We start from the raw sequence: 25,986 nt of genomic DNA, 5'->3' as shown, positions 1-25,986 counted from the left end.
CAATCCGCAGCCAATCCGCAGTGAATATCGGCCCACAGCACATCAGGTCTGGCACCGCCAAACTAGTCAAACAAAGCCGTCCAGCTGCATATAGCCCCTGATGCGATAGGTCTGGGGGTCGAGGAAAACAATCCAGTCCATGGAGCGACGGCCCACGAGAGGAAGCCAAAGTAATAGATTGGAGTCCTGGGCTTCGCCACGCTCTGGATGCTGCGCGGACTTGGCCGCCGCCTGATTGATCAGCAGCAGTTTCTCAGGGTAGGCCTTGCGCAGATGTTCCAGCGGGCGTGCGCGGGCCTGCACATCGGGGTGGGCAAGGGAGTAGTCCTGCCACCAATCGGGTTGTACGCTGGGTTCCACCCCTGCGAGAGATCCAAAGACACTGGAGATTTTTTCGTCCAAGGACGCGGCCCTGCGGATCGCCAGGACACGCGGGGAACCCAGGCTCCACGGAGTCACCCATGCGGGAGCGGCCGACAGGCTCGCAGCCGGAATATCCGCATAGCTCACAACCCGAAACCGATCCACCTCAAAAACCAGGGCCAACGGCCTTGCCTGGGCAAGCGTATGCGCACCGTAACCCAGGGCGGCGGCCTGCAGGCCGACAATCAGGGTGATGTCGACCGCCAAAGCCCGACGCGTCTTGCTGGGGTTATATAGAAGCAGCATCAACGCGGGGCCACAGATCACATCAACGGCCACTATCACCCACAGCAAGCGCAGCCCGCCAGCCAATTCCCCAAAGGGGAAAGGAAACCAGATTTTGACGACCAGTAGGCCGATTGCCGCAGCGATAAGCGCTGACACGCCCAAGTGCAGCGCGGCTACCCGCGCCGCGACCCTCCATCTGGGGACTGGAGTTCTCGACAGATCCATATTCGTTCCGGCTCCTGAAATGACACGCCCACATTACGAGGCCGTAACACGGTAAGCAAAAAAAACGCCCGCGATGCGGGCGTTTTCCATGCGCAAAGCGCAACGCTTCAACGGCACTCGGAAGGAGCGTATTTCGCCTGGAGCGTACCGAGCGTCACGTTCTTCAGGTTGCGCTTGGTGGCAGTCACCGATGTATTAGATGCGCAGGCCCAGTCGATCGCACCCTGCGAGGTTGCAACGGGCGTATTGCCATTGACATTGGGAGCAAACGTGATGGTGCCGCCGTCCAAACCCGTGGGGATACCGTTCAGGCCATCGGCCTTGACGGCAACTGCAATGGTCCATGGGGTAGCCGCGCCCACGGCAATGCTCTTGACATACTTGGAAGTCTTGCTGGGGTCAGTTGCAGGCGTTTTGTTGTAAGCGCCGGCAGCGGCATCAAGACCGACGGTGCCGTCCGTTTGAAAAGCCTCGCTCATCAGGCTCTTGACGGAAGAACCCGCAATTACGGCTTCAGACACCTTGGCGCGCACCGTGTAGTCCTGATACGCCGGCAGAGCCACGGCGGCCAAGATACCGATGATCGCCACAACGATCATCAATTCGATCAAGGTAAAACCTTGCTGGAGAAGACGCTTCATAAAAACTCCCTTAAAAAAGTTGGAATTGCGGGAGAGTAGATGCAGTTTTCGTGCCAAGCATCCACCACCGATGCGATCGGCACCATGGCCCATGAAAAGCTACTGCCTGCAGCCAAGAAGTGCACAAACTGACACGCTTTGGCACAAGCAGCGCATTTTTGTCAGCCACAGGCACTTGGTTGCGCGCCTACACCTCAAATACCTGCCCCGCCTCCAACCACCGAATGTCATGTTTGGCAGGCGCACCCGCCGCCACACGGGCGTCAAACCGGCAGACCTCTTCATAGATCAGTGCGGTTTCCGACGGCTTGGTGTGGGTGATGCAGATGGGGCAGTTCTCGGCGCCCTCGAATTGCGCCAGCTCCAGCGCCAAAGTGTCCGACGACAAGTGCTTGCTGCGCTCGGCAAGGGCGTGCTCACGGTTGCTGAAGGCGGTTTCAATCACCAGCATGGCCACGGGCAAGGCGTTGACCCGCGCCCAGAAGGCCGGGTTGCGCCCGGTGTCGCCGCTGAACACCCACCAACCGCTCTCGCCGTGCACAGCGTAACCCACGGCCGGTACCGTATGCAAGGCGGGCAGCACCTCAATGCGTGTATCGGCCGGACGTAGCGTGTCGCCGACCGCCAGTGGAGAAAAGACGAGAAATGGCATGCTGCTGCTGGGGATGCGGCTGAAGTCAGGCCAGATCACGTCATTAAAGATATGGGCGCGTAGAGCGGCGATGGTCTCCGGCAAGGCATGCACCTGCAGCGGTGCGCTGCGCCGTGACGCTACGGCATCGATCATCAGCGGCAAGCTGGCAATGTGGTCCAGATGGGAATGGGTGAGGAAGACGTGGTCGATGGCCGCCATTTCGTCCAACGTGAGGTCGCCCACACCCGTGCCCGCATCGATCAGGATGCGGGAGCCCACCAGAAACGAAGTGGTACGGCAGCCCTGCGCAATGGCGCCAGAACAGCCGAGCACGCGAATTTTCATGACGTCACACCCTTTGGCTCTCTTGGCGGCTGTTATTTGGTGTCGAAACGGGTCGCACCGTCCCAATTGGGCTGGTAGGGTAACACCCGCAGCTGGGCCAGGCGTTCGCGGTACCATGCCAGCACAGGATTTTCTGGCGCGGCGGCGCAGAGGGCCTCAAGCTGCGTGTCGCACGCGGCCCAGTCTTGCGCCCGCAGGCTGGCCAGGGCCTGATGCCATTGGTCCAACTGACTCTTTTGGTCTTGCGTCAGCGCACCAGGTTCCCCGAGAGGGCAGAAAATTGCCACCGCGTCTTCCTTGCCTTTGACGCGCACGCGGTCAAGCTCTTGCCAGACGAAGCCGGGGGCCTGCATGCGGGTGGCTTCGCTAGCGACAATTTCGACCCCGTAGACCTTGCACAGGCCTTCGAGCCGCGAGCCGAGATTGACTGCGTCGCCGATCACCGTATAACTGCGGCGGATGTCCGAGCCCATGTCGCCGACGCACATGGAACCCGTATTCAGGCCGATCCCTATGCCAATTTCCGGCAACCCACTGGCCCGGTGTTGCGTGTTCAACAGCTTGACCGATTTCACCATGTCGAGTGCGGCGCGCACCGCCAACGCAGCGTGCTGAGGCGTCGGCACCGGCGCCCCCCAAAACGCCATGACGCAATCGCCCATGTATTTATCGATGGTTCCACGCTGCGCGCGGATGGCCTGCGTGAGGCGGCTAAAAATATCGTTCAGCAGAGCTTGCAGCTGCACCGGCTCCATGCGCTCGGACATGGCGGTGAAACCGCGCATGTCGCAGAACATCACGGTGAGTTCGCGGCTGGCCGCCTGCATGCTGTAGCGCTCGGGCGCGAGAAGCATTTCATCGACGAGTTCGGGCGGCACGTAGGTTCCAAACAGCTGGGCAAGTCCCCGCTTGGTGCGGCTTTCTGTCAGATAGCCATAGGCCATGTCCAGCGCTGTGACAAGCAACACCACCGCCAGCGCGCTGGCCAGGGGCAACGCCAAGCCAAACCCGAGGTACAGCCAGCCGTTCAAGCCAACGAGTGCCGCGAAGACGACCCCTCCAAGCAACAATGCCTGGCCAGCGCCGAGCAGCGGCAGCGAAAATGCCAGCAACAGACCTGCCACCATCATTTGTACGACGTCGTAAGCGGGGCCGTAGTCGGGACGGTAAATGGCCTTGCCGTCGAGAAAACCCGACAGCACATTGGCATGCGTCTCCACACCTGGATACGTGCGCCCCACTGGCGTTGCGCGCAAATCCTGCAGGCCTACGGCCGTGGTCCCCACCAGGGCTACCTTGCCGCGCAGACTTCCGGCAGCAAGCTGCCCTGTGAGCACATCGGCCGCTGAGACGTAGCGGAACGACCCGCCAAGGGGTCCGCCCGACCCTCGGTAAGGCACAAGTGTGGCGAGCTGATCATCCACCGGCAGGAAAGCCCGGCCTCCAGCGTGGCGCAGCGCGATACCGCGCAGAATGCGGCGTTCACCAACGTCGGCTTCTGCGCTGGCAAAGGCCGGCATCAGGTCCGCACCGCCCAGCAGGCTGCGGTATACGGCCAGCGCCAGCGATTCGTAGTAGCGGCCTTGGTACTCGGCCAGCAGCGGAAGCGCGCGCACCAGACCGTCGGCATCGGCCATGGCGTTGAAGAAGCCCGCTGCAGGCGCTGCCCTGGCCAACACGTCGATGTTGCTGCCATAGCCGTTCCATTCAGTGGCTCTCAACGCGCTATCGCCGAGTTGCTGCGGTGTGAACACGGGCGCCGGAAGGGCCCCGCGGCCCTTGCCATCGCGGTCGCTGGTGAAGTAGTAGCCCAGCACGGCGTTCTGGGTGTCGAGCGCGCTCGCAAAGCGGGCGTCGAAGTCGAGCTCCGGGACGAGTCGATCGACTTCACCCGCAAAGCGCGCATCGTCCTTCAATGGACCACGCGAGAGCTGCTGCAGGCTCTTGAGGCCAGAGCTGTCGTCGGCTTCAGCGAACACCAGATCAAAGCCCACGACGCTCACACCCTGGCGCTCGAACAATTCGGTGGTGAAGGCGGCCATTTTGTCCCGGCTCCAGGGCCAGCGGCCGACGCGCTCCAGGCTGCTTTCGTCGATGTCGATGATGACGATGCGCTCGTCCAGGGTGTGCGGCAGAGTCAGTCGCAGGCGGACGTCGTAGACGAGATGTTCAAGTCGCTCCAGCAGTTGCAGGGGCAAAACCCCAGAAGCGTGCAACACACCGAGGACCACCGGCACCAATGCCCAGGCCATGCGCCGCCAGCGGCGGCGAAGAGTTCGCGCAAAGGCTGGCTTCACGATGCCGGGTTTCGCGCCCGTAAGCTGCGGCGCTCTGCAGCGCTCAGAGAACGACGAACTGCATTTCGGTGCCCGCCAGCGCCAGGCGATCACCGTCATTCAGTGCTACAGGATCGTTGCCGATGCGCTGACCGTTGACTTCGGGCGGCTGCGGCCCTTCCACGTGCGCCAGGACAAAGCCATGGTGGCGGCGTGTGACCGACGCCACAGCCACTCCGGGCTTGCCAATGGTGGTCACTACCTTGGTCAAGGCCACTTCGCGTCCGGCAGCAGCACCGGACAGTACGCGGATGGCCGCCGCAGGCGCAGGCGTTGCCGGAGCACCGGCCTGCGGGCGCGCCACCGGACTGCGTGCTGCCACGGCCGCAGGCACCATGCCCGGCTTGAACACCATGGTCTTCTCGAACTGCGGATCCTCGGCTTCATTGAAGTAGCGGATCTTGTATTTCCCCACTTCCAATATGTCGCCATTGCGCAACTCCTGGCGCACCACCGCCTTGCCGTTGACATAGGTTCCATTGGTGCTGTGCAGATCTTCCACAGCAACATCGTTGCCGGCCATGTGCAAGGCTGCGTGCTCCCCGCTTACGGCGAGGTTGTCGATCACGATATCGTTGTAAGGACGACGCCCCAGCGTAGTCCGCTCTTTGCTGAGCTCGACTTCCTTGATAACGACACCGTCAATCGAAACGACCATTCTTGGCATGACCCACTCCAGTATTTTTGCTTTGATTCGTGACAGTGTGCAACAAAGGATGCCACATCAGGCGCGCAGCAGTCGCGACATCAAGCCCTGTTTGCGCGGCCCGGCGCTCGCACGCGCCAGCACCACACTGATATTGTCGCGTCCGCCGTTCGCATTGGCCGCATCAATCAGGCGCGCAGCCTTTTCGTCCAGTGCTGAACGCGCCGCAAGCAACTCGGTCAGGTCGGCATGATGAACCATTTCGCTCAGGCCGTCGGAACACAGCAGATAAAGATCGCCGGGCTGCACTTCAAATTCGTTGATTTCGAGAAGCGCAACCTCCTCGACACCCAATGCGCGTGTCACCAGATTGCGACTCGTGGAAACTGCAGCTTGCTGACGGGTAAGCAGGCCGGCGTCAATCTGCTCCTGAAGCCAGGAGTGGTCCCGCGTAAGCTGTTCGAGTTCTCCACTCCGGAGCCGGTAACAGCGCGAATCGCCGATGTGCCCCAGCATCAAACGGGGGCCTTGGAACACTCCAAGCACCAGGGTCGTTCCCATGCCAGCATATTGCGGATTGGCCTCAGATGCGCCCAGAATGGCTTGGTTCGCGTTGTCGACACAGATCTCCATGGCGCGGCGCAAATCAAATGATTTGAGCCGCGTTCCAGCCTGCGCCAGCCAGCGCGCCATTTCACTATGAATGAAACTGATGGCCATGCCGCTGGCCACTTCCCCCGCGTTGTAGCCACCCATGCCGTCGGCCAGCAAGGCCAGTTGGGCGAGCGCATCAACGCTTACCGCATCTTCGTTGTTGGTACGCACCTTGCCCGCATGCGTGCGCGCGCAGAACTCGTAGCAGAGGGACACCGCACTCATCAGGTCCTCGAAGGCGCAGAGTGCGACACGGCCGGCGCGGCCGCGCTGTCCAATACGGTGTCTTGGTATTGCGCCATGGGATGCTCGTGAAAATCGGTCCGCGCATCATAGTCGAGTGCACTGCCTTCGCGGTGGCTTTGTAGGGGCGGCAGGCCGTCCAGTGCACTTCGCAGATCGGCAGCCATTTGCCGCCCTGTCTGAAACCGCGCCGCTGGATTCTTCTCCAGCGCGCGTGCAACGATGGCCGCCACCGTCTCCGGCAATTCGGCGCGCAGGCTTCGGATGTCCGGCGCAGTCTGGTGCGCAATGGCATGCATGAGCGCGCTCATGGACTCACCGCGCAGCGGCAGGCTGCCCGTGAGCAATTGGTACAGCGTAACCCCCAAGGCATAGAGATCGCAGCGCCCGTCGGCCTTGTGACCGGCGATCTGCTCGGGCGCCATGAAACTTGGCGTGCCCAGAACCAGGCCGGTCTTGGTCCGGCTGTTGTCAGTGATGCGTGCGATGCCGAAATCGGTCACCTTGACACTGTCGCTGGCGGCGTCATACAGAATATTGGATGGTTTGATGTCACGATGCACGACCTGATGCTGGTGCGCGTAGTCCAGTGCTTCCGCCACACGGGCGGCGATGTCCAGCACCACCGGTACTGCAAGCAAATTCGCAGCTTGACTGAACTGCGACAAATCATGTCCTTGCAAGCGCTCCATGGCGATCCACACAAGTCCGTCTTCGTCGCCCGCATCGTAGATCGCAACGATGTGGGGATGCTGCAGGCGGCCGGCCGATTGCGCTTCACGGAAGAAGCGCGCCCGCGCATCCACCAGCGCATGACCCTCGAATTCGCTGCTCAGCGCGAGCGTCTTGAGCGCGACCGTCCGACCAATCACCGGATCGCGCGCCGCATACACCTTGCCCATTGAGCCACGTCCAAGCTCGCCATCGATTTCGTAGCGACCGAGCCGCTTGGGGTTCGCTGGCGCTTGCGGTGCACTCCGTTTCTTTGCGCCAGGGGAAAGCGCCTGCGCATGCTCTGCCACCTCGGCCAGCCGGTTCGCGCGCTTGAGGTGGGCGGCGGCGTTGCGGTATTTGGGCGCTTGCGCCACCAAATGCGCAAAGACATCGCGTGCCTGTGCGTAGGCATGTTTGCGTTCGTAGCCTTTGCCCAGGTAATACAGATCGCCCAGCACATCCCCCTGGGCTGGCAGTTGGCGCAGCTTTTCGAAAGCTGCATCCAGCTTGCCCTGGCCCTGCAGCGCCAGCGCAAGCAGCCGTGCATCCTCTTCAGAAGGCGTGCGTCCGACGCCAAATTCAGCGGACTCGGCATCCGCCGCCCGCCGTGCTAGAAACACGGTTTGGCCTGAAACCAGCGCCACCAAGGGCAGCGCCAACAGCGCCCCCTGGGCCCAGCCTGCTCCCAGACCAGCAACAAGCACAAGCGAACCAAGAAGCACGCCCGGCCACACGCGCAGCAGCGGCAGCGCCACGAGATAGGCAAAAACCACCAGCGAGGCCCCCAAGGTCACAGACACGGACGCCGACTCTGCCCCACCCGAACGCTGCAGCACCATGAAAGCCAGTGCAAACAGCGCCGCCATTGCTACAGGCCACAGCGCTTCGCGCAGCCTGTAGATTCCGGCTCCCCGGCTTGCAATGCGTGCTGACTCCGTGCGATTCACAGCCGTCTCCCTGGTTGGTGGCGCAATGGACAAGCAATTTTCACGCCGATTTGCCCACCGCGACCGGTGCCGGGCGCTGGCTGGCACAAAAAAACCCGCTCACGGCGGGTTTTTCAGGAATGATGCCCTCAGAGCTGTGCTTTGAGCAAGCTGCCCAATTCTGACGGATTGCGTGTAACGATGAAACCACACTCTTCCATGATGGCCAGCTTGGCGTCGGCCGTATCGGCGCCGCCCGAGATCAATGCGCCGGCATGGCCCATGCGCTTGCCGGCGGGTGCAGTGACTCCGGCGATGAAGCCAACAATCGGCTTCTTCATGTTGTCCTTGCACCAGCGCGCGGCTTCGGCTTCGTCGGGGCCGCCGATCTCGCCGATCATGATGACGGCGTCGGTGTCCGGGTCGTCATTGAAGGCTTTCATCACATCAATGTGCTTCAAGCCATTGATCGGGTCGCCACCAATGCCCACGGCAGTGGACTGGCCCAGGCCGACTTCGGTCAGCATGGCGACGGCTTCGTAGGTCAGCGTGCCCGAGCGGCTGACCACGCCGATGCGGCCCTTGCGGTGGATATGGCCCGGCATGATGCCGATCTTGATTTCGTCCGGCGTGATGATGCCGGGGCAGTTGGGGCCCAGCAACAGGGTCTTCTTGCCGCCGGCCGCTTCCTTGGCGCGCATCTTGTTGCGCACTTCGAGCATGTCCCGCACAGGAATACCTTCGGTGATGCAGATAGCCAGATCCAGGTCGGCCTCGACGGCCTCCCAGATGGCTGCAGCAGCACCGGCTGGCGGCACATAGATCACCGACACGGTGGCGCCGGTCTGGTGCGCGGCTTCCTTCACGGTGGCGTAGATCGGAATATTGAAGATCGACTCGCCGGCCTTCTTGGGGTTCACGCCGGCGACGAAGCAGTTCTTTCCATTGGCATATTCCTGGCACTTTTCTGTGTGGAACTGGCCCGTCTTGCCTGTGATGCCCTGGGTGATGACCTTGGTGTCTTTGTTGATGTAGATCGACATGTGTTTTCCTACCTGGGCATTAGTTGACGGCAGCAACGATCTTCGTCGCCGCTTCGGCCATGGTGTCTGCGGCAATGATGGGCAGACCGGATTCGGCCAGCAGCTTCTTGCCCAGCTCTTCGTTCGTGCCTTTCATGCGCACGACCAGCGGCACGGACAGGTTCACGGCCTTGCAGGCGGTGATCACACCGGTGGCAATGGTGTCGCACTTCATGATGCCGCCGAAGATGTTGACCAGAATGCCCTTGACGTTCTTGTTGGCCAACATGATCTTGAAGGCTTCCGTCACCTTCTCGGCGGTGGCGCCGCCGCCGACATCGAGGAAGTTGGCCGGTTCGCCACCAAACAGCTTGATGGTGTCCATCGTGGCCATGGCCAAGCCCGCACCATTCACCAGGCAGCCGATATTGCCGTCCAGACTGATGTAGGCCAGATCAAAGCGCGAGGCTTCCACTTCAGCCGGGTCTTCTTCGTCCAGGTCGCGCAGGGCCACGACCTCGGGGTGGCGGAACAGCGCGTTGGCGTCAAAGTTGAACTTGGCGTCCAGGGCCGTGAGCTTGTTCTGGCTGTCGCGGTTGAGGGGGTTGATCTCCACCAGCGAAGCGTCGGTGTCCATGTAGCATTTGTAGAGCTTCTGGAACACGTCCACGGCCTGATCCATCGAAGCGTCGGGCAGGCCGATGCCGCGTGCGATCTTGCGCGCCTGCTCGTCGCCCAGACCCTTGAGCGGATCGATGTATTCCGTAATGATTTTTTCCGGCGTGGAATGCGCCACTTCTTCGATGTCCATGCCTCCTTCACTGGAGGCGATGAAGGCCACGCTCTGCGTTGCGCGGTCGGTAACCAGAGAGACGTAGTATTCCTTCTGGATGTCGGCGCCGTCTTCGATGTACAGGCGGCGGACTTTCTGGCCTTCCGGCCCGGTCTGGTGCGTCTTGAGCTGCATGCCCAGGATTTCTCCGGCCAGGCGTTTGACGTCGTCAATGCTTTTGGCGACCTTGACGCCGCCGCCCTTGCCGCGGCCGCCGGCGTGGATTTGTGCCTTCACTACCCAGACCGGGCCACCGAGCTTCTGCGCCGCCTCGACGGCTTCCTGGACGGTGAATGCGGGAATGCCGCGCGGAACGGGCACACCAAATTGGCGCAAGATTTCCTTGGCTTGGTATTCGTGAATCTTCATGAGGGCTTTCTCAGGAAAGGGATTTCACCCGTCTGCCATGCTGAGCATGTCTGGCGGCGGGCGGTGGACATGGCAGCCGACAAATGTATCATGTTGCGACGCACCATTCTTAGTCGAAACTGACACGCCGCGCGCTGGCCCCAGGAGACCCCATGCACAAAGTATTCATTGACGGCGAAGCCGGCACCACTGGTTTGCAGATTCGCGAGCGCCTGCAGGGCATGGATCAGATCGCGCTGGTCAGCATTTCGCCCGCCGAGCGCAAGAACCCCGCTGCCAAGCGCACTCTGCTCGAACAGGTGGATCTGGTCGTCCTGTGTCTTCACGATGACGCAGCGCGTGAGACCGTGGCGCTGGTTGATTCCATCGCCCGAAGCGGTGGTCGCAGGATCAAGATCATCGACGCCAGTACGGCGCACCGCACGGCACCCGGCTGGGTGTTCGGCTTTCCTGAGCTGTGCGAAGGCCAGGCCCAGGCGGTGCAGGGTGCCGACCGCGTCGCCAACCCCGGCTGCTACGCCACCGGCGCCATTGCCCTGCTGCGGCCACTGGTCGATGCCGGCCTGGTGCCCGTCGACTTTCCACTGTGCCTGCCCTCGGTGAGCGGCTATTCGGGCGGAGGGCGCAGCATGATCGAAGCATACGAAGCAGGCGAAGCGCCTGCCTTTGAGCTGTATGCGCTGGGATTGGCGCACAAGCACCTGCCAGAAATCATGCGCTACACCGGCATCACACGCCGGCCGATTTTTGTTCCCGCCGTGGGCAATTTCCATCAGGGCATGCTCGTGGAACTGCCGCTGCACCTGGACCTCCTGCCCGGTCAGCCCAAGGCGGCCGATCTGCACGACGCAATGACCAGCCACTACGCACGCAGCAATACACCCGAGCAGTGGGTGCGTGTGCTCCCGCCAACGGACGATGGCAAGCTCGACGCGCCGGCACTGGCCGACACCAACGCCCTGGAGTTGCGGGTATTTTCCAATGAGTCGTACCGCCACGCGGTGCTGGTAGCACGCCTGGACAACCTGGGCAAGGGCGCCAGCGGCGCGGCGGTGCAGAACCTGCGCTTGATGCTGGCGATCTGACGGCGCAGCCCAACACGCGTCAACGCGGCGCTGGCGGCACCACGCGTCGCACTATTTCCGCAGCAAAGCCGCGCGCCGCCAAGAAGCGCGCCTGCCGCGCCCATTCGCGCGCATCTGTGGGTGCTGCGCCAAAGCGGCGCTCCCACAAGGCCTGGGCGCGATCAGGTTCTGTGGGTGCCAATTCGGCGAGCGCCTCGCGCACTCGGGCAGCGTCCAGTCCCTTGGCTGCGAGTTCCTGGCGCAAACGTGCACCCCCAAGACGCGGCGCCCGCAGGTGCAGCACCGAAGCAAGCACGCGCGCTTCGCATATGAATCCCTTGGCCTGCAGATCGTCCAGCACAGCCGCCAGGTCTTCACCTTCCTGCAGATGCCGAGCCAGCTTGCGCTCCAGCTCGGCGCGCGAATGCTCACGCTGAGAGAGCAGACGCAGCGCGCGGCCTTTCAAGGAGAGTTGCGGACGAGCCACGCCTTTTACTATGTTTTTAGTAGCTATCAGCGCTTACGTAGTAAGCGCTCAGTCCACTTTTTGCTCGGATTTCTTGCCCTTGGCTGCGGGCGCAGGCACCACACCGTCGGCGGCGTCATCGACAGGTGCGGCCAGCACCCGAATGTCGGCAGCCAGTTGCGCCACCCCCAGGCTCTCGCGCACCTTGTTTTCAATCTCGTTGGCCAGCTGCGGGTTTTCGCGCAAAAACTCGCGGGCGTTGTCGCGGCCCTGGCCGATTTTCTCGCCGTTGTAGGCATACCAGGCACCCGACTTTTCCACAATGCGCGCCACTACACCCATGTCGATGATCTCGCCCTGGCGCGAAATGCCTTCGCCAAACAAAATGTCGAATTCGGCGGTTTTGAACGGCGGTGAAACCTTGTTTTTCACCACCTTGACACGGGTTTCGTTGCCAATGACTTCCTCGCCCCGCTTGATTGAGCCGATGCGGCGGATATCGAGCCGCACCGAGGCGTAAAACTTGAGCGCATTGCCACCCGTGGTGGTTTCGGGCGAACCGAACATCACGCCGATCTTCATGCGGATCTGGTTGATGAAGATGACCATGCAATTGGTCTTCTTGATGCTCGACGTGAGCTTGCGCAGCGCCTGGCTCATGAGGCGCGCCTGCAGGCCCGGAAGGCTGTCGCCCATGTCACCCTCAATCTCGGCCTTGGGCGTGAGGGCGGCAACCGAGTCGATGACGATCAGGTCCACCGCGCCCGAGCGCACCAGGCTGTCGACAATTTCCAGCGCCTGCTCGCCGGTGTCGGGCTGGCTGATCAGCAGGTCCTGCAGGTTCACGCCGAGCTTTTGCGCGTACTGGATATCGAGCGCGTGCTCGGCGTCGACAAAGGCGCACTGGCCGCCCTGCTTTTGCATCTCGGCGATGACCTGCAGCGTCAGCGTGGTCTTGCCCGAGCTTTCCGGACCGTAGATTTCCACCACCCGGCCGCGCGGCAGGCCGCCCACGCCGAGCGCCACATCCAGACCCAGCGAGCCAGTGGAGACCACCTGAATGTCTTCAATCACTTCGCCTTCGCCGAGCCGCATGATGGTGCCTTTGCCAAACTGCTTCTCGATTTGCGCGAGAGCGGCTTGCAGGGCACGGGCTTTTTCGCCGTCGGCAGGCATGCTGCGGTTGGTCGGGGTGCTCATGGAAATCTCCTTGAAATTCAGTCGGTTGAAACACTTTGCTCCGTCTTGCACTTTGGAAAGACTGGATACTTGAACAGTAATGTACGGGCGCAATACTTTTCCGTAAACCCATTATTTCGTCAGTTTTCATGACTAATATGCCACAATGCAGCGATGACTCCCCCAGACCTCGACGACGCCTGGCGCCTGACCCACCTGGGTCGCCTGATGGGCGATGCCCTGCGCCGCTTTGACGCCCGCGTGCTCCAGCTCATGGCGCGCAATGTCGAGGTGCCGCTGGCGCTGTCGAACCTGGCTGCGCGTGATCAGGTGAGTGCTGCGCACATCCACATCACGCGCCACCTGTCGCTTTCGGGTGATCGCTTGACCGACCTGGCGGCGCGCGCCGGAATGAGCAAACAGGCCATGGCCAGCCTGGTGGACCAATGCATCGCCTGGGGATTGGTGGAGCGGGGCAGCGACCCGCTGGACGCGCGTGCACGGCGTATCTGCTTCACGCCGACCGGCCTGGCCTGGCTGCAGGCGTTTCGCGACGCCGTGACGCAGGCCGAAACCGAGTTCCGCGCCGAGGTCGGCGACGCCGTGGCGGCCGTGGTGTCGATTGGCCTGGAAACCTACGGCAGCAGCGGCACGCAGTAAGCGCGGGTGGGGCCGAGCCCTCCTAGAATGGCTGCACAAGCCCCACCGTCTGATCCACGCCCACCCCTCGGAGACACGCATGCGCATCCTCATTGCTGAAGACGACCAGGTGCTGGCCGATGGCCTCTTGCGTACGCTGCGCGGCTCAGGTGCGGTGGTCGACCATGTCGCCAGCGGCAGCGAGGCCGACGCCGCGCTGATGACGAACAACGAGTTCGATCTGCTGATCCTCGATCTGGGCCTGCCACGCATGCACGGACTGGAAGTGCTCAAACGCCTGCGTTCGCGAGGCTCGGCCTTGCCGGTGCTCATCTTGACGGCGGCCGACAGCATCGATGAGCGCGTCAAGGGCCTGGATCTGGGCGCAGACGACTACATGGCCAAACCGTTTTCCCTGCAGGAGCTTGAAGCGCGGGTGCGCGCCCTCTCTCGCCGCGGCATGGGCGGTGCCAGCAGCGCCATCAAGCACGGGCCTCTGCTCTACGACCAGGCCGGCCGTGTGGCCACCATCGACGGCAAGATGGTGGAGCTGTCGGCACGCGAACTGGGTCTGCTCGAAGTGCTGCTGCAGCGCGCCGGGCGCCTGGTGAGCAAGGACCAGCTCGTCGAGCGCCTGTGCGAATGGGGCGAAGAGGTGAGCAACAACGCCATCGAGGTCTACATCCACCGCCTGCGCAAGAAAATAGAAAAGGGTCCGATTCGCATCGCCACGGTGCGTGGCCTCGGCTACTGCCTGGAAAAAATCCCCGAATAGGAACGCCCCCCTGTGTCGCTGCGCTCCTCCGTACAGCCGCCAGAGGCGGCGGCTCTTGAGCTACGTCCAAGCCTGCGCAGGCAGGCTTGGAGCCGCGACCTTCAGCCCGCTCTCTCGGATCGCTGCGCGGTTCGGGAGGGGGGACGCCGCCAGCGCTGCGGGGCGGCGCGGCCGGCCATGGCCCTTGTGCGGCGGCCGCTGGCCTCGGCCGTGCCAGTTTCACAGCTACTGCTCGGTGCCGCCCACCAGCGTACATCGACAACTTTTGCTATTATTAATATAGCTTTTAGCGCTTATCTATCTTGCGCTAGAGGCAGTTTTTACCCTTAGTCAGGGCCGCGAGCTTGAAAATCTTCCAGCGCGAGCAGCGCTCCCTGTTTGGCGAAATCCTCGACTGGATGCTCACGCCGCTGCTCTTGCTGTGGCCCGTGAGTCTGGCGCTGACCTGGCTCGTGGCGCAGGGCATCGCCAACAAGCCGTTTGATCGCGCGCTGGAATACAACGCCCAGGCGCTGGCGCAGCTGGTTTCGGTCAGCCACGGCAAGGTGCAGTTCAACCTGCCGCAACCCGCCAGCGAAATCCTGCGCGCCGACGATTCCGACACCGTGTACTACCAGGTGACCGGCCCGCGCAGCGAGCTGCTCTCGGGAGAGCGCGATCTGCCGGCGCCGCCCGAGGGCGAAGCCGCATCCAGCGGCGAAGTGCATCTGCGCGACGCCGAGTTTCGCGGGCTCGATATCCGATTGGCCTACATCTGGGTGCGGCTGGCATTGCCCGATGCGCCGCTGGCCCTGGTGCAGGTGGCTGAGACGCGCGAAAAACGCAGCGTGCTGGCCACCGAGATCATCAAGGGCGTGATGCTGCCGCAGTTCATCATCTTGCCGCTCGCCGTGCTGCTGGTGTGGCTGGCACTGGCACGGGGCATCCAGCCCCTCAAACAGCTGGAAGAGCGCATTCGCGCGCGCAAGCCGGACGATCTCTCGCCACTGGACGACCGGACCGTGCCGCTCGAAGTGGCGCCGCTGGTGGCCTCGGTAAACGACTTGCTCACGCGCCTGAGCGACTCGCTGGCCACGCAAAAGCGCTTCCTGGCCGACGCTGCGCACCAGCTCAAGACACCGCTGGCGGGCCTGCGCATGCAGGCCGATCTGGCACAGCGCGCGGGCACCAGCCCCGAAGAGATCAAGCGCTCGCTGGAGCAGATCGGTCGCTCGAGCATCCGCGCCACGCACAGCGTCAACCAGTTGCTGGCACTGGCACGCGCCGAGAGCAGCAGCGCGCAGATTGCGCTGGTGCCGTGCGACCTGGCGCAGATCACGGTGGACGTGGTGCACGACGCCATCTCGCGCGCGCTCGACAAAGGCATTGACCTGGGCTACGACGGCGCGCTGCCCGGCGCGCCAGGGGTGAACATGCTGGGCAACCCCACGCTGTTGCACGAACTGGTGCGCAATCTGGTGGACAACGCCATCAACTACACGCCGTCCACCTCCGAACGCCCCGGCGTGGTCACCGCACGGGTACTGGCCGACACCTTCGGTCATGTGCTGCTGCTGCAGGTGGAGGATTCAGGCCCCGGCGTGCCCGAATCCGAGCGCGAGCTGATCTTCCGGCCCTTCTACCGCGTGCTGGGCAACGAGGCCGATGGCTCGGGCCTGGGCCTGCCCATCGTGCAGGAGATCGCGCGCCAACATGGCACGCGCATAGTGGTGGAAGATGCACGGCCCGGCTACAAACCCCCTGGAGCCTGCTTCAGCGTGCGCTTTGCGGCGCTGGACGCGTCTTCGTAAACAGGCTGCTGCGCACTCCCGGCTTCAGGCGCAGGGGCGCAGCTCCTTGCCCGCCAGCGCGCCGCGCAGTGCCAGCACCTGGGCGCGCAGGGCCGCGTCGGCCTGTGGCAGTCGCAGCACAAAACCCGGCATGTCCAGGCGCTCCTGCACGACGCGGGCCGAGCGCACGCCTTTGGCGTTGAGCTGGGTCAGCCCGCGCTGCGCCGCTTCCTCGGTAGAAAAACGCCCCAGCGAGAGCCCTGGCTCCAGCGCTGCATTGGGTCGATCAAAAGACACGCCCAGCTCGCGCAATTCACTGCGTTTCCTGGCCAGCTGGTCAGCGTCGGCAAAGCGCCCCATGTAAACCATCCAGCGGCCGGGCAGTGTGGCGTTTTCCAGCCGCCAGCTTCCTGCGGGCAACGCTGCGGCCGCGTGGCGCAGCGCATCGGCCTGGGCCGCATCGAAAAGACCGGCCTGCAGACATTCGCCCTTTGCGGCGGCTGCGGCGTCAGGCTCGGCAGCAGCCACCGGTTCGGCGTGAGCCACGGGCTCGGCCGGACGAGGGCTTGCTGGCGCCGGTGTGCTGCGCTGTGCCTTGCCCGCGTCGTCCGTCAGTACGCGCAGCAGCTCGGGGCGGATTTGTTGCTGCAGGCGCTGCGGCTCGGCCTGCTCATGCGGCGCAAAGCCCCAGGGTTGCAGCAAGCCCTGGGACCAAGCGTAGTAGCCACCATTGGCCAGCAGAAGCAGGAGAACGAGAGAGCGCAACATGCTGCGTTTATGCCACGGCCGGCAGCGGCCGCACCGAGACTTCGGCGCTGCTGATATCAAAAGGGCCCGCCGGCCCGCGCACGCGCAGCGCGCCGTCCGCCCCGACACCGCTGGCCAGGCCTTCGCGGCCATCCGACAAGCGCACCGGGCGGCCGGCAAGCGCGTCGCGCGCGGCGTAGCGTGCAACCAGCGGCGCAAAACCCTCGCGTTCAAACGCCTGCAGCGCGTCCACCAAGGGTTCCACCACACAACCCAGGGCCGTGGGCGCGTCCCAGCGCGCATCCAGATCGTGCAGGCAGCCCGGCGGTGTGGAGAAATCGGCACCATCGCGCGGCGCCACGTTCAAGCCCACGCCCACGACCACCCAGCGCGTTGCGCCGCTGGCCGCACCCGGCGCCAGCCAGCTGGCGGTTTCCACCAAGATGCCGCCCAGCTTGCGCTCGGCGCCCTGCCCCTGCAGCCACAGGTCGTTGGGCCATTTGAGCGCAATGCGCGGTGCGCGGCTGCCGACGGCAGGCAGTTCGGCTTGCAGGCTGTCCGCCACGCTCAGCCCGACGGCCAGCGACAGACCGGACCAACTGCGCGGTGCCATAGGTAGCGCCAGCGAAAAGGTGAGCGAGGCGCCTGCGGCCTCGCCCTCGCTCTGCCAGTTGCGCCCCAAACGCCCGCGCCCTGCCGTTTGCACCAAGGCCACCAGCAACAGCGGCTCCTGCTGGCCCGCGCGCAATCGGCGCATGCATTCGGAATTGGTGGAGTCCACGCTGTCGAGCAACTCGGCGCTGAAACCTGGCATGCGCGGTGCCAGGGTCTGCCAAAGCGCCTCCAGGGGCCAGCGCACGGGTTTGGTCATTGGACAGCGCCCTGGCTGCGCGGCGCTTTGCGCGTTTTGGCTTTCTGGCTCAGCGGCGCAGGTGCACGCGGGCCGCGCTTGGGCGCGAGCAAGGTGCCCCGGCAGTTGGCTGCGCCGCACCAGCAGGGGTATTCGGCTTTCAGCTTGGGCGTGTAGCGCTCTTCAATGATCAGGCCGTAGTCGTAATTGAGCTCTTCGCCCGCTGCAATGTTGCGCAGCGCGGTGATGAAGATGCGGCCGTCCTGCTCGTCGGCAAAGCAGTTGGGATCGCAGCTGTGGTTGATCCAGCGCGACGAATTGCCGCCAAACTTGGCGTCGATGACGCGGTCTTCGTCCACATGGAAGTAAAAGGTGTGGTTGGGCTGCAGGGGGTCATGCGGGTGCCGGTCTTGCGCCGCCTGCCAGCCGATGACTTCGCCCGTGTATTCAATCAGCACTTCGCCCTCGGCGATATCCTGGACGGCAAAGACGCCCTTGCCATGCACACCGGAGCGGCGGGTCTGGAGACGGCGCCCGGCAGAGGCAGCTGGCACGGTGCTTGAAGGCATGGCAAAACTTCTGTTACTTTGAATATGCACACCTGCGCGTGCGCGTGTACGCGCGAGGGAATCCGATTGTAGAAGCGCTTGATGCCACACTGTGGCGCGCTGGCACCAGAAAAAACATTCCATGAGCAAGACCCTCGTCATCGCAGAAAAACCCTCGGTCGCACAAGACATCGTGCGCGCCCTCACGCCCGTGGCGGGCAAGTTCGACAAGCACGACGAACATTTCGAGAACGAGCAGTACGTAGTTACCAGCGCCGTTGGCCACCTGGTGGAAATCCAGGCGCCCGAGGAATTTGACGTCAAGCGCGGCAAATGGAGCTTTGCCAACCTGCCGGTGATTCCGCCCCGCTTTGACCTCAAACCCGTGGACAAGACCAAGACGCGCCTGAACGCGGTCGTCAAGCAGGCCAGGCGCAAGGACGTGACGCAGCTCATCAACGCCTGTGACGCGGGCCGCGAGGGCGAGCTGATCTTCCGCCTGATCGAGCAGTACGCCGGCGGCGCCAAGCCGTTGGGCAAACCCGTCAAGCGTTTGTGGCTGCAGTCCATGACGCCGCAGGCGATTCGCGACGGCTTCGACAAACTGCGCAGCAACGAACAAATGCAGGGCCTGCACGATGCCGCCCGCAGCCGCTCGGAAGCCGACTGGCTGGTGGGCATCAATGGCACGCGCGCCATGACGGCGTTCAACTCGCAGGGCGGCGGCTTCTTTCTGACCACCGTGGGCCGGGTGCAGACGCCTACGCTGTCCCTGGTGGTGGAGCGCGAGGAAAAAATCCGCAAATTCATCAGCCGCGACTACTGGGAAATCCATGCGTCGTTTGCCGCGCAAGCCGGTGAATACCCCGGCAAGTGGTTTGACCCACAGTGGAAGAAGAACCCTGACGACGCCGAGCAGCGCGCCGACCGCGTGTGGTCGGAAGCACAGGCGCGTGCCATTGCCGACGCGTCGCGCGGCCAGAGCGCCACCGTCACCGAAGAAAGCCGCCCCACCACCCAGGCGCCGGGCCAGTTGTTTGACCTGACCAGTCTGCAACGCGAAGCCAACGGCAAGTTCGGCTTCTCGGCCAAGACCACGCTGGCGTTGGCGCAGTCGCTGTACGAGCGCCACAAGGCGCTAACGTACCCGCGTACCGATTCGCGCGCCCTGCCCGAAGACTACGTACCCGTGGCCAAGCAAACGCTGGAAATGCTGGCGGGCAGTGGCATGGCGCACCTGGCGCCGCACGCCCGCACCGCCATTGAAGGCAACTACGTGCGGCCGAACAAGCGCATTTTTGACAACGCGAAGGTGAGCGATCACTTCGCCATCATTCCCACACTGCAGGCGCCCAGCGGTCTCTCGGAAGCCGAGCAAAAGCTCTACGACCTGGTGGTGCGCCGCTTCCTGGCGGTGTTTTTCCCCAGCGCGGAATACCTGGTGACGACCCGCATCAGCAAGGTCGGGCAGGCAGCTCAGGCCCACCACTTTAAAACCGAAGGCAAGGTGCTGGTCAAGCCGGGCTGGCTTGCGATCTACGGCAAGGAAGCTGCCGACGAAGTGCAGGACGCCAAGGAAGGCGACAAGGGCCAGAACCTGGTGCCGGTGCAGCTGGGCGAGCAGCCTCTGGCCGAGCAGGTCGACGCCAAAGGCCTCAAGACCAAGCCGCCGGCCCGCTACTCCGAAGCCACGCTGCTGGGCGCCATGGAAAGCGCCGGCAAGCAGGTCGAAGACGAGTCGATGCGCGAAGCCATGCAGGAAAAAGGTTTGGGCACGCCTGCCACCCGCGCTGCGACCATCGAAGGCCTGCTGGCCGAAAAATACATGCTGCGCGAAGGCCGCGAAATCATCCCCACGGCCAAGGCGTTCCAGCTCATGACGCTGCTGCGCGGCCTGGAAGTCAAGGAACTCTCGCGCGCCGACCTCACCGGCGAGTGGGAATACAAGCTCGCGCAGATGGAGAAAGGCCTGCTCAGCCGCGACACCTTCATGCAGGAGATTGCCGCCATGACCGAGCGCATGGTGAAAAAGGCCAAGGAGTACGACCGCGACACCATTCCTGGCGACTACGCGACCCTGGCGGCGCCATGTCCCAACTGCGGCGGCGTGGTGAAGGAGAACTACCGCCGCTACGCCTGCGTCGGCAAACCCGGTGAGGAGGCGTGCGGCTTCTCGTTCGGTAAATCCCCGGCCGGGCGCACGTTTGAGCCGCAAGAGGCCGAGCAACTGCTGAGCGAGCGCAAGATCGGCCCGCTGGACGGCTTTCGCTCCAAGGCCGGCTGGCCGTTCACGTCTGAGATCGTGCTCAAGTACGACGACGAGGCGCACAACTACAAACTCGAGTTCGACTTTGGCGACGCCAAGGCCGAGGAAACCGGCGAACTGGTCGAGTTTGTCGACGAGCCTCTGGGCGCCTGCCCGATCTGCGGCGCTGAAGTGCACGAACATGGCAACAACTATGTGTGTGCCAAATCCGTTCCGACCGCCGCGCAGCCCGTTCCCAGCTGCACCTTCAAAAGCGGCAAGATCATCCTGCAGCAGCCGGTGGAACGCGCGCAGGTGGAAAAGCTGCTCGCCACCGGCAAGACCGATCTGCTGGAGAAGTTTGTCAGCATGCGCACCCGCCGCGCCTTCAAGGCGCATCTGGCCTGGGATGCCGAGGCCGGAAAAGTGAACTTTGAATTTGCCCCAAGCAAGTTCCCGCCACGCAAACCCGCCGCAGGTGGAACTACAAAAACAATAGCTGCTGGTGCAAGCAGGACAAGCGCTGGAGCCTTAAAAGGCACCAAAAAACCGGCAGCTGTCAAGAAAGCCCCGGCAAAGAAGGCGGCAGCAAAAACCGCAGCACCACGCAAGCCCGCAGCCGGCAAAGCGCCCAGCCCGCAACTGGCCGCCGTCATCGGTACCGAGCCGGTGGCCCGCCCCGCCGCCGTGAAGAAGCTGTGGGAGTACATCAAGGCGCACGAGCTGCAGGATCCCAAGGACAAGCGCAGCATCGTCGCCGACGACAAGCTGCGCGCCGTGTTTGGCAAGGACCGCGCCGGCATGTTCGAGCTGGCCGGATTGCTCGGCCCGCACCTGGGCTAGCCTGCTACCAGACGCCACATGCGCAGCCGCACCGAGCGCACGCTCTGGACCGCACTGGCCGTGGTGCTGGTGCTGGCCGCCGCCGCCGCGTGGTGGACCGCTGAGCGCTGGACGCCGCTGGCCGGACCATGGGCCAGGCAGACCTGGCTCGCCATCACCCGCCCCAGCCCGCCGCCCGGCCACCCGCGCGCGCCAGCGTCCGCCCAGGCACCCCAAGCGGGCGCATCGGCCCCGGCGGCGCTGCCGCGCAAGTGTGTGCAGGGAAACCGCACCGTGTACACCGACCAGCCCTGCCCGCCGGGAAGCAAGGAACAGGGGATGGACCCCGCTCTGAGCGTGCTGCCGCAGTGAATATCCCACGGCAGGCGCCGGGTTGGCACACGCTGCTACCATCGCCCACCATGCCTTCGCACCGCACGCTCCACCTTCCAGCCCGCTGCTGCCGCAGCGCGCTGCGCTGCACGGGCGTGCTGGGGCGCGAGATCTGGCCATACAAACCGGTCGCACATTTCCTCGCCCGGCGATTCGCACACTTCCTTTTTTCCACGCGCAAATCCCCCATCGCCGGGCACCCTCCCCGCGCGATGGCGGCCGTCACCTTAGCCTGATCTCGGGCGTGTCGGGCCGCTCTCTTCAGGAGATGGCCATGCCACCCGAACTTGCCACCGATGGACACCCGTCCATCCAGCCTTGCTCTTTGCAAGCCCCCGCCTTGGCCGCCTCTCGCGGTGCCGTCGCCGGCATGGAGTTCACCAAGCAATTCCTGCGATCCAAGAACCCGTGCGCCAACGGCTTTCGCTGGTTCAGCCGCAACGTCCAGGACGGCAGCGGCTACCAGGAAGCCCTGGACACCTTGGTCCAGGCCGGACGCGTAGAAGACGCCTGCTGGCTGCTCACGCAGTTTGGGCCGACGCAGGAGGTGCTCACGCTGGACGCGCTCGACGCTGAAGCCATCGTCTTTGCCGGAACGCTGGAGGTGCGCGGCAGCATCGATGCCGACACCGTCATTCACACCGGCGGGTCCATTCGCGCCGGGGGCGGCCTGCGTGCCGGTGGCGCCATCACCGTGGGCGGCGATATCCGCGTGGAAGGCAGCATCCGAGCGGGTGCTGCGCTGCAGGCGGGCGGCGATGTGCGCGCGCAGTGGGGCATCGAGACCGGGGGCGACATCACCTGCGCCGGCGACCTGCGTGCAGGCTGGGACGCCATTTGCGGCGGGCGTTTGCAGCTGCTGGGCGGCGGATTCGTCGGGCAGGACCTCATCGCGCACGGCGCCGTGGAGTGCGGCAAAGGCCTGCGCGTGGGTGGGCACCTGACGGTGCGCGAGAGTTTGCGCACCGTTCAGGGCATTCTGGTGGGCGGCGCCATCGGTGGAGTGGTGCATCTCGAAGCGGGCTGGGGCATCAAGGCCGGCGAATCGATTCACGCGCAGGGTGCGATCAAGGCCGGTGAAACCCTCTCGGCCGGGCAATCGATCTGCCCTGGCGATGGCTATGGCGTGTTTGCCGGACTGAGCGTACAGGAAGAAGCCTGGACCACCAGCGGGCAGGTCTGGGCTGCCGAGCGCCCCACAGGCCTGCGAAGCGGCATATGGATGGGGCCGAGCCCCATCTAGCCGCTTGCGCTACGCTCAGCGCCATGCACACACCCGATTTGCCCCCACCGCAGGCTCCCATGCCCGACGCAACACCCTCCCGTTCCCTGCCGCTGGCTGGCGCCAGCAACTTCCGCGATCTGGGGGGTTACACCGGCCAGGACGGTCGGCAGGTGGCGTGGCGGCGCATTTTTCGCTCCGACCACCTGGCATCGCTCACACCGGACGACCGGGCACGCCTGGCTGCGCTGGGCATCGCGCGCACAGTGGATTTTCGTGGCGAGCAGGAGCGCGCCCAGCTTGCCTATCTGTTGCCCGAAGTCGAGCACCACCAGCTGGCCATTGAGCCCACCGTGGTGCAGCGTGCCATTGAATTGCAGCGCAGCGGCCGTGCGCTCACGTCGCAAGACGCCGTCGAGCTGATGCAGGAAACCTATCGCGGCTTTGTGCATGAGAACGCACCGCGTTTTGCCGAGTTCTTTCGCATCCTGCTCGCCAAGGACGCGCCGCTGGTCTTTCACTGCACCGCTGGCAAGGACCGCACGGGTTTTGCTGCAGCGCTCATTCTGCTGGCGCTCGGCGTGCCGCGCGACGTGGTGATGCGCGACTATTTGCTCACCAACGAGCTTTATCGCCGCCCGGCGATGGCGGCGGGGCATGCGCCGGAAGAGGTGCTTGCCGTGCTCTGGCGCGTGCAGCGCGAGTTTCTCGACACCGCTCTGCAGAAGGTGGATCAGGACTATGGCGGGCATGAAACCTATCTCACCGAAGTGCTGGGTCTCGATGCGCCCGCACGAAGCGAATTGTCGCGCCGCTACTTGCAGGGCAAGTAGTGCGAGAGGGGTAGGCGGGCGCAGCAACGCGCGCCCAGCCCGCCCGGTGGCCTCAGGCCACGACCTTCTTCTTCATGCTGCCCCAGATCGACCAGATCAACAAGCCCGCGCAGACCGCGAGCGCCACAGCGGTGATCGGCCGCTCGACGAACACGCTGAAGCTGCCGCGCGAGAGCAGCAGCGTTCTACGGAAGTTCTCCTCCAGCATCGGCCCCAGAATCAGGCCCAGCAGCACCGGCACCACCTCCAGGCGCAGCAGCGCCATCAGATAGCCCACGAAGCCAAAGCCCAGCAAAATCCAGACGTCGAAGGTGCTGTTGCTGGTGCTGTACACCCCGATGCAGGTGAACAGCACAATGGATGGGAACATCAGGTGGTAGGGAATGGACAGCAGCTTGACCCACATGCCGATCAGCGGAATGTTCAGGATCACCAGAAAGAGGTTGCCGATGAAGAAGCTGACGATCAGGCCCCAGAACAGTTCGGGGTGGCTGGTAAGCACCTGAGGGCCGGGCTGAATGCCCTGGATGGTGAGAGCACCCAACATCAGCGCCATGATGGCGTCGCCCGGGATACCCAGCGTCAGCGTCGGAATGAAGGCCGTGCCCACACCGGCGTTGTTGCAGGCCTCGGGGCCGGCAATCCCTTCGATCGCGCCCTTGCCGAATTCTTCCGGGTGCTTGGAAATCCGCTTTTCCATCGAATAAGACAGAAAAGTCGCCATGCCACCGCTGGTGCCAGGAAGCGAACCAAAGAACGCCCCCAGCCCTGAGCCGCGCAGCATCGGGCCGAAAGAGCGGCGCCAGTCTTCGCGCGTGGGCATCTGGTCGCGCAGCGAAAAACTCTGCTCTTCCGGCGTCACTCGCGACGTGTTGGCGCTCTTGATGACTTCGGTGATCGCAAACAGACCCATGGCCATGGCCACCAGGCTGATGCCGTCGGTCAGTTCGGGAATATCAAAAGCAAAGCGCGACACCCCGCTGTTGATGTCGGTTCCCACCACACCCAGGATGAGACCGACGAACACCATCGCTACGCCCTTGATGGGCGAACCCTGACCCACCGTCGAGGCGGCAATCAGGCCCAGCAACATCAGCGCACAGTATTCGGAAGGCCCGAAATTCAAGGCCCAGCCCGCGAGAATCGGGGCGAAAAACATCAGCAGCGTGATGCCGACGACCGAGCCCCAGAACGAGGCGATGCACTTCATGAACAGCGCAATGCCGCCGCGCCCCTGCTTGGCCATGGGGTAGCCGTCAAGCACATCGACCGCAGCCGCCGCGTGTCCAGGCACCCCCAGCAAAATCGAGCAGGTGCCGCCTCCGTAGTCGGCACCAAAGTACACCCCGGCCAGCATGATGAGCGCCCCTGTAGCAGGCAGGTGGTAGGTGATGGGCAGCAGCAGCGAAATCGCAATCAGCGAACCCAGCCCCGGCAGCACACCGACCAAGGTGCCCAGAAACACCCCGACAAAGCAGTACCAGAGGTTGGTCAGCGTCACCGCCTCCTGGATACCTATGGCGAGATTGGCCGCAAAGAGCGAAAAGAATTCCATGGCTCAAAACTCCCAGGCAAAGGCGGGCAGAGTCATCTGCAGACCAAAAGAAAAGATGAGCCAGGCAATAGCTGAAAGGGACACTCCGAGCACCAAGGCTCGTCCCGGCCGGAAGCTGTTGCTTCCCGCAGCGGTGACGATGACCATCAGAATGGTCGTCGGGATGAGCCCGATGCGCGTAATAAGCAAGGCGAACAGCGCCACCGCAGCGATCACTGCGATGAAGGGTCGCGGCGTGAACGGCGGCGGCGTGAGGATATGGACCACCTCACGGAACGAGAGCACCGTGATCACCAGGCCAAGAAAGGCCAGGATAGCGCCCAGCAACGTGGGGAAGTAGCCCGGCCCCATGCGGGCGGCATCGCCGATTTGATACTGGTTGGACGCATAAAGCGCCACAAAACCACCAATCGCCATCATGGCAACGCCAGCAATAAAATCGCGAGTATCAGGTTTCACCGCATGCTCCGAAGACCGTCTTTCGGGTCGTTGTTGGAATGGTCATTTGCGTTCTGCCGAAGCTATTAGGCGCTTATCGTTAAGGCAGTGCCATCGCAGAATAGCAAATGCACTGGAACAAAGATCTGCATCTCCAACCAGATCTTCCCGATGCCCTTGCCCAGCGCATCCTTGCACAAAAA

At 63.6% G+C, this 25,986-nt stretch carries 24 protein-coding genes; 8 read left to right on the top strand and 16 right to left on the bottom strand.

Annotated elements, in window-relative coordinates; genetic code table 11:
* Window positions 1–66: 66 nt before the first annotated feature.
* The 9 genes from C6571_RS08585 to sucC form a co-directional block, all read right to left on the bottom strand.
* Window positions 67–813: a hypothetical protein gene (locus tag C6571_RS08585; protein ID WP_211300715.1), complete on the bottom strand. Its 747-nt coding sequence runs from the start codon at window positions 811–813 to the stop codon at window positions 67–69.
* A 170-nt stretch (window positions 814–983) separates the two neighbouring features.
* Window positions 984–1,517: a pilin gene (locus C6571_RS08580; RefSeq protein WP_106446317.1), complete on the bottom strand. Its 534-nt coding sequence runs from the start codon at window positions 1,515–1,517 to the stop codon at window positions 984–986.
* 187 nt (window positions 1,518–1,704) lie between these two features.
* Window positions 1,705–2,496, bottom strand: coding sequence for an MBL fold metallo-hydrolase (locus C6571_RS08575; protein WP_106446316.1), 792 nt, complete (start codon window positions 2,494–2,496; stop codon window positions 1,705–1,707).
* A 32-nt stretch (window positions 2,497–2,528) separates the two neighbouring features.
* Window positions 2,529–4,748, bottom strand: a complete 2,220-nt coding sequence (locus C6571_RS08570) for a CHASE2 domain-containing protein (protein ID WP_106446315.1) — start codon at window positions 4,746–4,748, stop codon at window positions 2,529–2,531.
* Window positions 4,749–4,836: 88 nt separating this feature from the next.
* A complete protein-coding gene (locus C6571_RS08565; protein ID WP_106446314.1) occupies window positions 4,837–5,499 on the bottom strand; it encodes an FHA domain-containing protein in 663 nt (220 codons plus the stop codon).
* A 57-nt stretch (window positions 5,500–5,556) separates the two neighbouring features.
* A complete protein-coding gene (locus C6571_RS08560) occupies window positions 5,557–6,357 on the bottom strand; it encodes a Stp1/IreP family PP2C-type Ser/Thr phosphatase (RefSeq protein ID WP_106446313.1) in 801 nt (266 codons plus the stop codon).
* A complete protein-coding gene (locus C6571_RS08555; protein ID WP_245901470.1) occupies window positions 6,357–8,036 on the bottom strand; it encodes a serine/threonine-protein kinase in 1,680 nt (559 codons plus the stop codon). Before C6571_RS08555 ends, C6571_RS08560 begins: the two co-directional genes overlap by 1 nt.
* 128 nt (window positions 8,037–8,164) lie before the next feature.
* On the bottom strand, window positions 8,165–9,058 hold the full coding sequence (gene sucD, locus C6571_RS08550; protein WP_106446311.1) for a succinate--CoA ligase subunit alpha: 894 nt from the start codon (window positions 9,056–9,058) through the stop codon (window positions 8,165–8,167).
* 19 nt (window positions 9,059–9,077) lie between these two features.
* Entirely contained in the window at window positions 9,078–10,238 is a 1,161-nt protein-coding gene (gene sucC / locus C6571_RS08545; protein WP_106446310.1) for an ADP-forming succinate--CoA ligase subunit beta, read from the bottom strand.
* A gap of 152 nt (window positions 10,239–10,390) precedes the next feature.
* On the opposite strand from sucC, the gene argC reads away from it, so the two are divergent.
* On the top strand, window positions 10,391–11,323 hold the full coding sequence (argC, locus tag C6571_RS08540) for an N-acetyl-gamma-glutamyl-phosphate reductase (RefSeq protein WP_106446309.1): 933 nt from the start codon (window positions 10,391–10,393) through the stop codon (window positions 11,321–11,323).
* A gap of 19 nt (window positions 11,324–11,342) precedes the next feature.
* Here the strand turns inward: argC and recX are convergent, their stop codons facing one another.
* Complete coding sequence (gene recX, locus C6571_RS08535; protein ID WP_245901468.1) at window positions 11,343–11,789, bottom strand: recombination regulator RecX; 447 nt, start codon at window positions 11,787–11,789, stop codon at window positions 11,343–11,345.
* Window positions 11,790–11,837: 48 nt separating this feature from the next.
* On the bottom strand, window positions 11,838–12,968 hold the full coding sequence (gene recA / locus C6571_RS08530) for a recombinase RecA (RefSeq protein WP_211300714.1): 1,131 nt from the start codon (window positions 12,966–12,968) through the stop codon (window positions 11,838–11,840).
* 153 nt (window positions 12,969–13,121) lie between these two features.
* Between recA and C6571_RS08525 the strand changes: the two genes are divergently transcribed.
* The 3 genes from C6571_RS08525 (at window position 13,122) to C6571_RS08510 (ending at window position 16,151) form a co-directional block, all read left to right on the top strand.
* Window positions 13,122–13,607 carry a MarR family winged helix-turn-helix transcriptional regulator gene (locus tag C6571_RS08525; RefSeq protein ID WP_106446307.1) on the top strand — a complete coding sequence of 162 codons (486 nt, stop codon included), beginning with the start codon at window positions 13,122–13,124 and terminating at the stop codon, window positions 13,605–13,607.
* 79 nt (window positions 13,608–13,686) lie between these two features.
* Window positions 13,687–14,361, top strand: a complete 675-nt coding sequence (locus tag C6571_RS08520) for a response regulator (RefSeq protein WP_106446306.1) — start codon at window positions 13,687–13,689, stop codon at window positions 14,359–14,361.
* 344 nt (window positions 14,362–14,705) lie between these two features.
* Window positions 14,706–16,151 carry a sensor histidine kinase gene (locus C6571_RS08510; protein ID WP_106446304.1) on the top strand — a complete coding sequence of 482 codons (1,446 nt, stop codon included), beginning with the start codon at window positions 14,706–14,708 and terminating at the stop codon, window positions 16,149–16,151.
* Between the two features lie 24 nt (window positions 16,152–16,175).
* Here the strand turns inward: C6571_RS08510 and C6571_RS08505 are convergent, their stop codons facing one another.
* Genes C6571_RS08505 through C6571_RS08495 form a run of 3 tightly spaced genes read right to left on the bottom strand, consistent with a single transcriptional unit; the run spans window position 16,176 to window position 18,296 of the window.
* Complete coding sequence (locus tag C6571_RS08505; RefSeq protein WP_106446303.1) at window positions 16,176–16,898, bottom strand: SPOR domain-containing protein; 723 nt, start codon at window positions 16,896–16,898, stop codon at window positions 16,176–16,178.
* Window positions 16,899–16,905: 7 nt separating this feature from the next.
* Window positions 16,906–17,748: a biotin--[acetyl-CoA-carboxylase] ligase gene (locus C6571_RS08500; RefSeq protein ID WP_106446302.1), complete on the bottom strand. Its 843-nt coding sequence runs from the start codon at window positions 17,746–17,748 to the stop codon at window positions 16,906–16,908.
* Window positions 17,745–18,296 carry an SET domain-containing protein gene (locus C6571_RS08495; protein WP_106446301.1) on the bottom strand — a complete coding sequence of 184 codons (552 nt, stop codon included), beginning with the start codon at window positions 18,294–18,296 and terminating at the stop codon, window positions 17,745–17,747. The genes C6571_RS08500 and C6571_RS08495 overlap by 4 nt, the downstream gene beginning before the upstream one ends.
* A 121-nt stretch (window positions 18,297–18,417) precedes the next feature.
* Here C6571_RS08495 and C6571_RS08490 point away from each other — a divergent pair, with 121 nt between their 5' ends.
* The 4 genes from C6571_RS08490 to C6571_RS08475 all read left to right on the top strand — a co-directional run bounded on the left by C6571_RS08490 (window position 18,418) and on the right by C6571_RS08475 (window position 23,790).
* Window positions 18,418–21,363 (top strand): DNA topoisomerase III, encoded by a 2,946-nt coding sequence (locus C6571_RS08490; RefSeq protein WP_106448126.1) that lies wholly within the window; start codon window positions 18,418–18,420, stop codon window positions 21,361–21,363.
* Window positions 21,364–21,381: 18 nt separating this feature from the next.
* On the top strand, window positions 21,382–21,714 hold the full coding sequence (locus C6571_RS08485; RefSeq protein WP_106446300.1) for a DUF4124 domain-containing protein: 333 nt from the start codon (window positions 21,382–21,384) through the stop codon (window positions 21,712–21,714).
* Between the two features lie 391 nt (window positions 21,715–22,105).
* Window positions 22,106–22,978: a hypothetical protein gene (locus C6571_RS08480; RefSeq protein WP_106448125.1), complete on the top strand. Its 873-nt coding sequence runs from the start codon at window positions 22,106–22,108 to the stop codon at window positions 22,976–22,978.
* 23 nt (window positions 22,979–23,001) lie between these two features.
* The gene (locus tag C6571_RS08475; protein WP_420852915.1) at window positions 23,002–23,790 is read left to right on the top strand and encodes a tyrosine-protein phosphatase; all 789 of its coding nucleotides are present in this window, start codon (window positions 23,002–23,004) and stop codon (window positions 23,788–23,790) included.
* A gap of 52 nt (window positions 23,791–23,842) precedes the next feature.
* On the opposite strand, the gene C6571_RS08470 is transcribed toward C6571_RS08475, so the two are convergent.
* Together C6571_RS08470 and C6571_RS08465 are read right to left on the bottom strand one after the other, a co-directional pair.
* Window positions 23,843–25,345 carry a tripartite tricarboxylate transporter permease gene (locus tag C6571_RS08470; protein WP_106446298.1) on the bottom strand — a complete coding sequence of 501 codons (1,503 nt, stop codon included), beginning with the start codon at window positions 25,343–25,345 and terminating at the stop codon, window positions 23,843–23,845.
* A gap of 3 nt (window positions 25,346–25,348) precedes the next feature.
* On the bottom strand, window positions 25,349–25,804 hold the full coding sequence (locus C6571_RS08465) for a tripartite tricarboxylate transporter TctB family protein (protein WP_146139321.1): 456 nt from the start codon (window positions 25,802–25,804) through the stop codon (window positions 25,349–25,351).
* Between the last annotated feature and the right edge of the window lie 182 nt (window positions 25,805–25,986).

It is taken from the genome of Simplicispira suum (assembly GCF_003008595.1).
Lineage (GTDB): Bacteria > Pseudomonadota > Gammaproteobacteria > Burkholderiales > Burkholderiaceae_C > Simplicispira > Simplicispira suum.
This window is presented reverse-complemented; position numbering and strand designations above follow the sequence as displayed.

What these genes read in the sequence shown, in the direction of transcription:
- C6571_RS08580 (WP_106446317.1), bottom strand. Translation starts at nt 1,517, where the DNA reads ATGAAGCGTCTTCTCCAGCAAGGTTTTACCTTGATCGAATTGATGATC.
- C6571_RS08575 (WP_106446316.1), bottom strand. Translation starts at nt 2,496, where the DNA reads ATGAAAATTCGCGTGCTCGGCTGTTCTGGCGCCATTGCGCAGGGCTGC.
- C6571_RS08570 (WP_106446315.1), bottom strand. Translation starts at nt 4,748, where the DNA reads ATGGCCTGGGCATTGGTGCCGGTGGTCCTCGGTGTGTTGCACGCTTCT.
- C6571_RS08565 (WP_106446314.1), bottom strand. Translation starts at nt 5,499, where the DNA reads ATGCCAAGAATGGTCGTTTCGATTGACGGTGTCGTTATCAAGGAAGTC.
- C6571_RS08560 (WP_106446313.1), bottom strand. Translation starts at nt 6,357, where the DNA reads ATGAGTGCGGTGTCCCTCTGCTACGAGTTCTGCGCGCGCACGCATGCG.
- sucD (WP_106446311.1), bottom strand. Translation starts at nt 9,058, where the DNA reads ATGTCGATCTACATCAACAAAGACACCAAGGTCATCACCCAGGGCATC.
- sucC (WP_106446310.1), bottom strand. Translation starts at nt 10,238, where the DNA reads ATGAAGATTCACGAATACCAAGCCAAGGAAATCTTGCGCCAATTTGGT.
- argC (WP_106446309.1), top strand. Translation starts at nt 10,391, where the DNA reads ATGCACAAAGTATTCATTGACGGCGAAGCCGGCACCACTGGTTTGCAG.
- recA (WP_211300714.1), bottom strand. Translation starts at nt 12,968, where the DNA reads ATGAGCACCCCGACCAACCGCAGCATGCCTGCCGACGGCGAAAAAGCC.
- C6571_RS08525 (WP_106446307.1), top strand. Translation starts at nt 13,122, where the DNA reads ATGACTCCCCCAGACCTCGACGACGCCTGGCGCCTGACCCACCTGGGT.
- C6571_RS08520 (WP_106446306.1), top strand. Translation starts at nt 13,687, where the DNA reads ATGCGCATCCTCATTGCTGAAGACGACCAGGTGCTGGCCGATGGCCTC.
- C6571_RS08505 (WP_106446303.1), bottom strand. Translation starts at nt 16,898, where the DNA reads ATGTTGCGCTCTCTCGTTCTCCTGCTTCTGCTGGCCAATGGTGGCTAC.
- C6571_RS08500 (WP_106446302.1), bottom strand. Translation starts at nt 17,748, where the DNA reads ATGACCAAACCCGTGCGCTGGCCCCTGGAGGCGCTTTGGCAGACCCTG.
- C6571_RS08495 (WP_106446301.1), bottom strand. Translation starts at nt 18,296, where the DNA reads ATGCCTTCAAGCACCGTGCCAGCTGCCTCTGCCGGGCGCCGTCTCCAG.
- C6571_RS08490 (WP_106448126.1), top strand. Translation starts at nt 18,418, where the DNA reads ATGAGCAAGACCCTCGTCATCGCAGAAAAACCCTCGGTCGCACAAGAC.
- C6571_RS08485 (WP_106446300.1), top strand. Translation starts at nt 21,382, where the DNA reads ATGCGCAGCCGCACCGAGCGCACGCTCTGGACCGCACTGGCCGTGGTG.
- C6571_RS08480 (WP_106448125.1), top strand. Translation starts at nt 22,106, where the DNA reads ATGGAGTTCACCAAGCAATTCCTGCGATCCAAGAACCCGTGCGCCAAC.
- C6571_RS08475 (WP_420852915.1), top strand. Translation starts at nt 23,002, where the DNA reads ATGCACACACCCGATTTGCCCCCACCGCAGGCTCCCATGCCCGACGCA.
- C6571_RS08470 (WP_106446298.1), bottom strand. Translation starts at nt 25,345, where the DNA reads ATGGAATTCTTTTCGCTCTTTGCGGCCAATCTCGCCATAGGTATCCAG.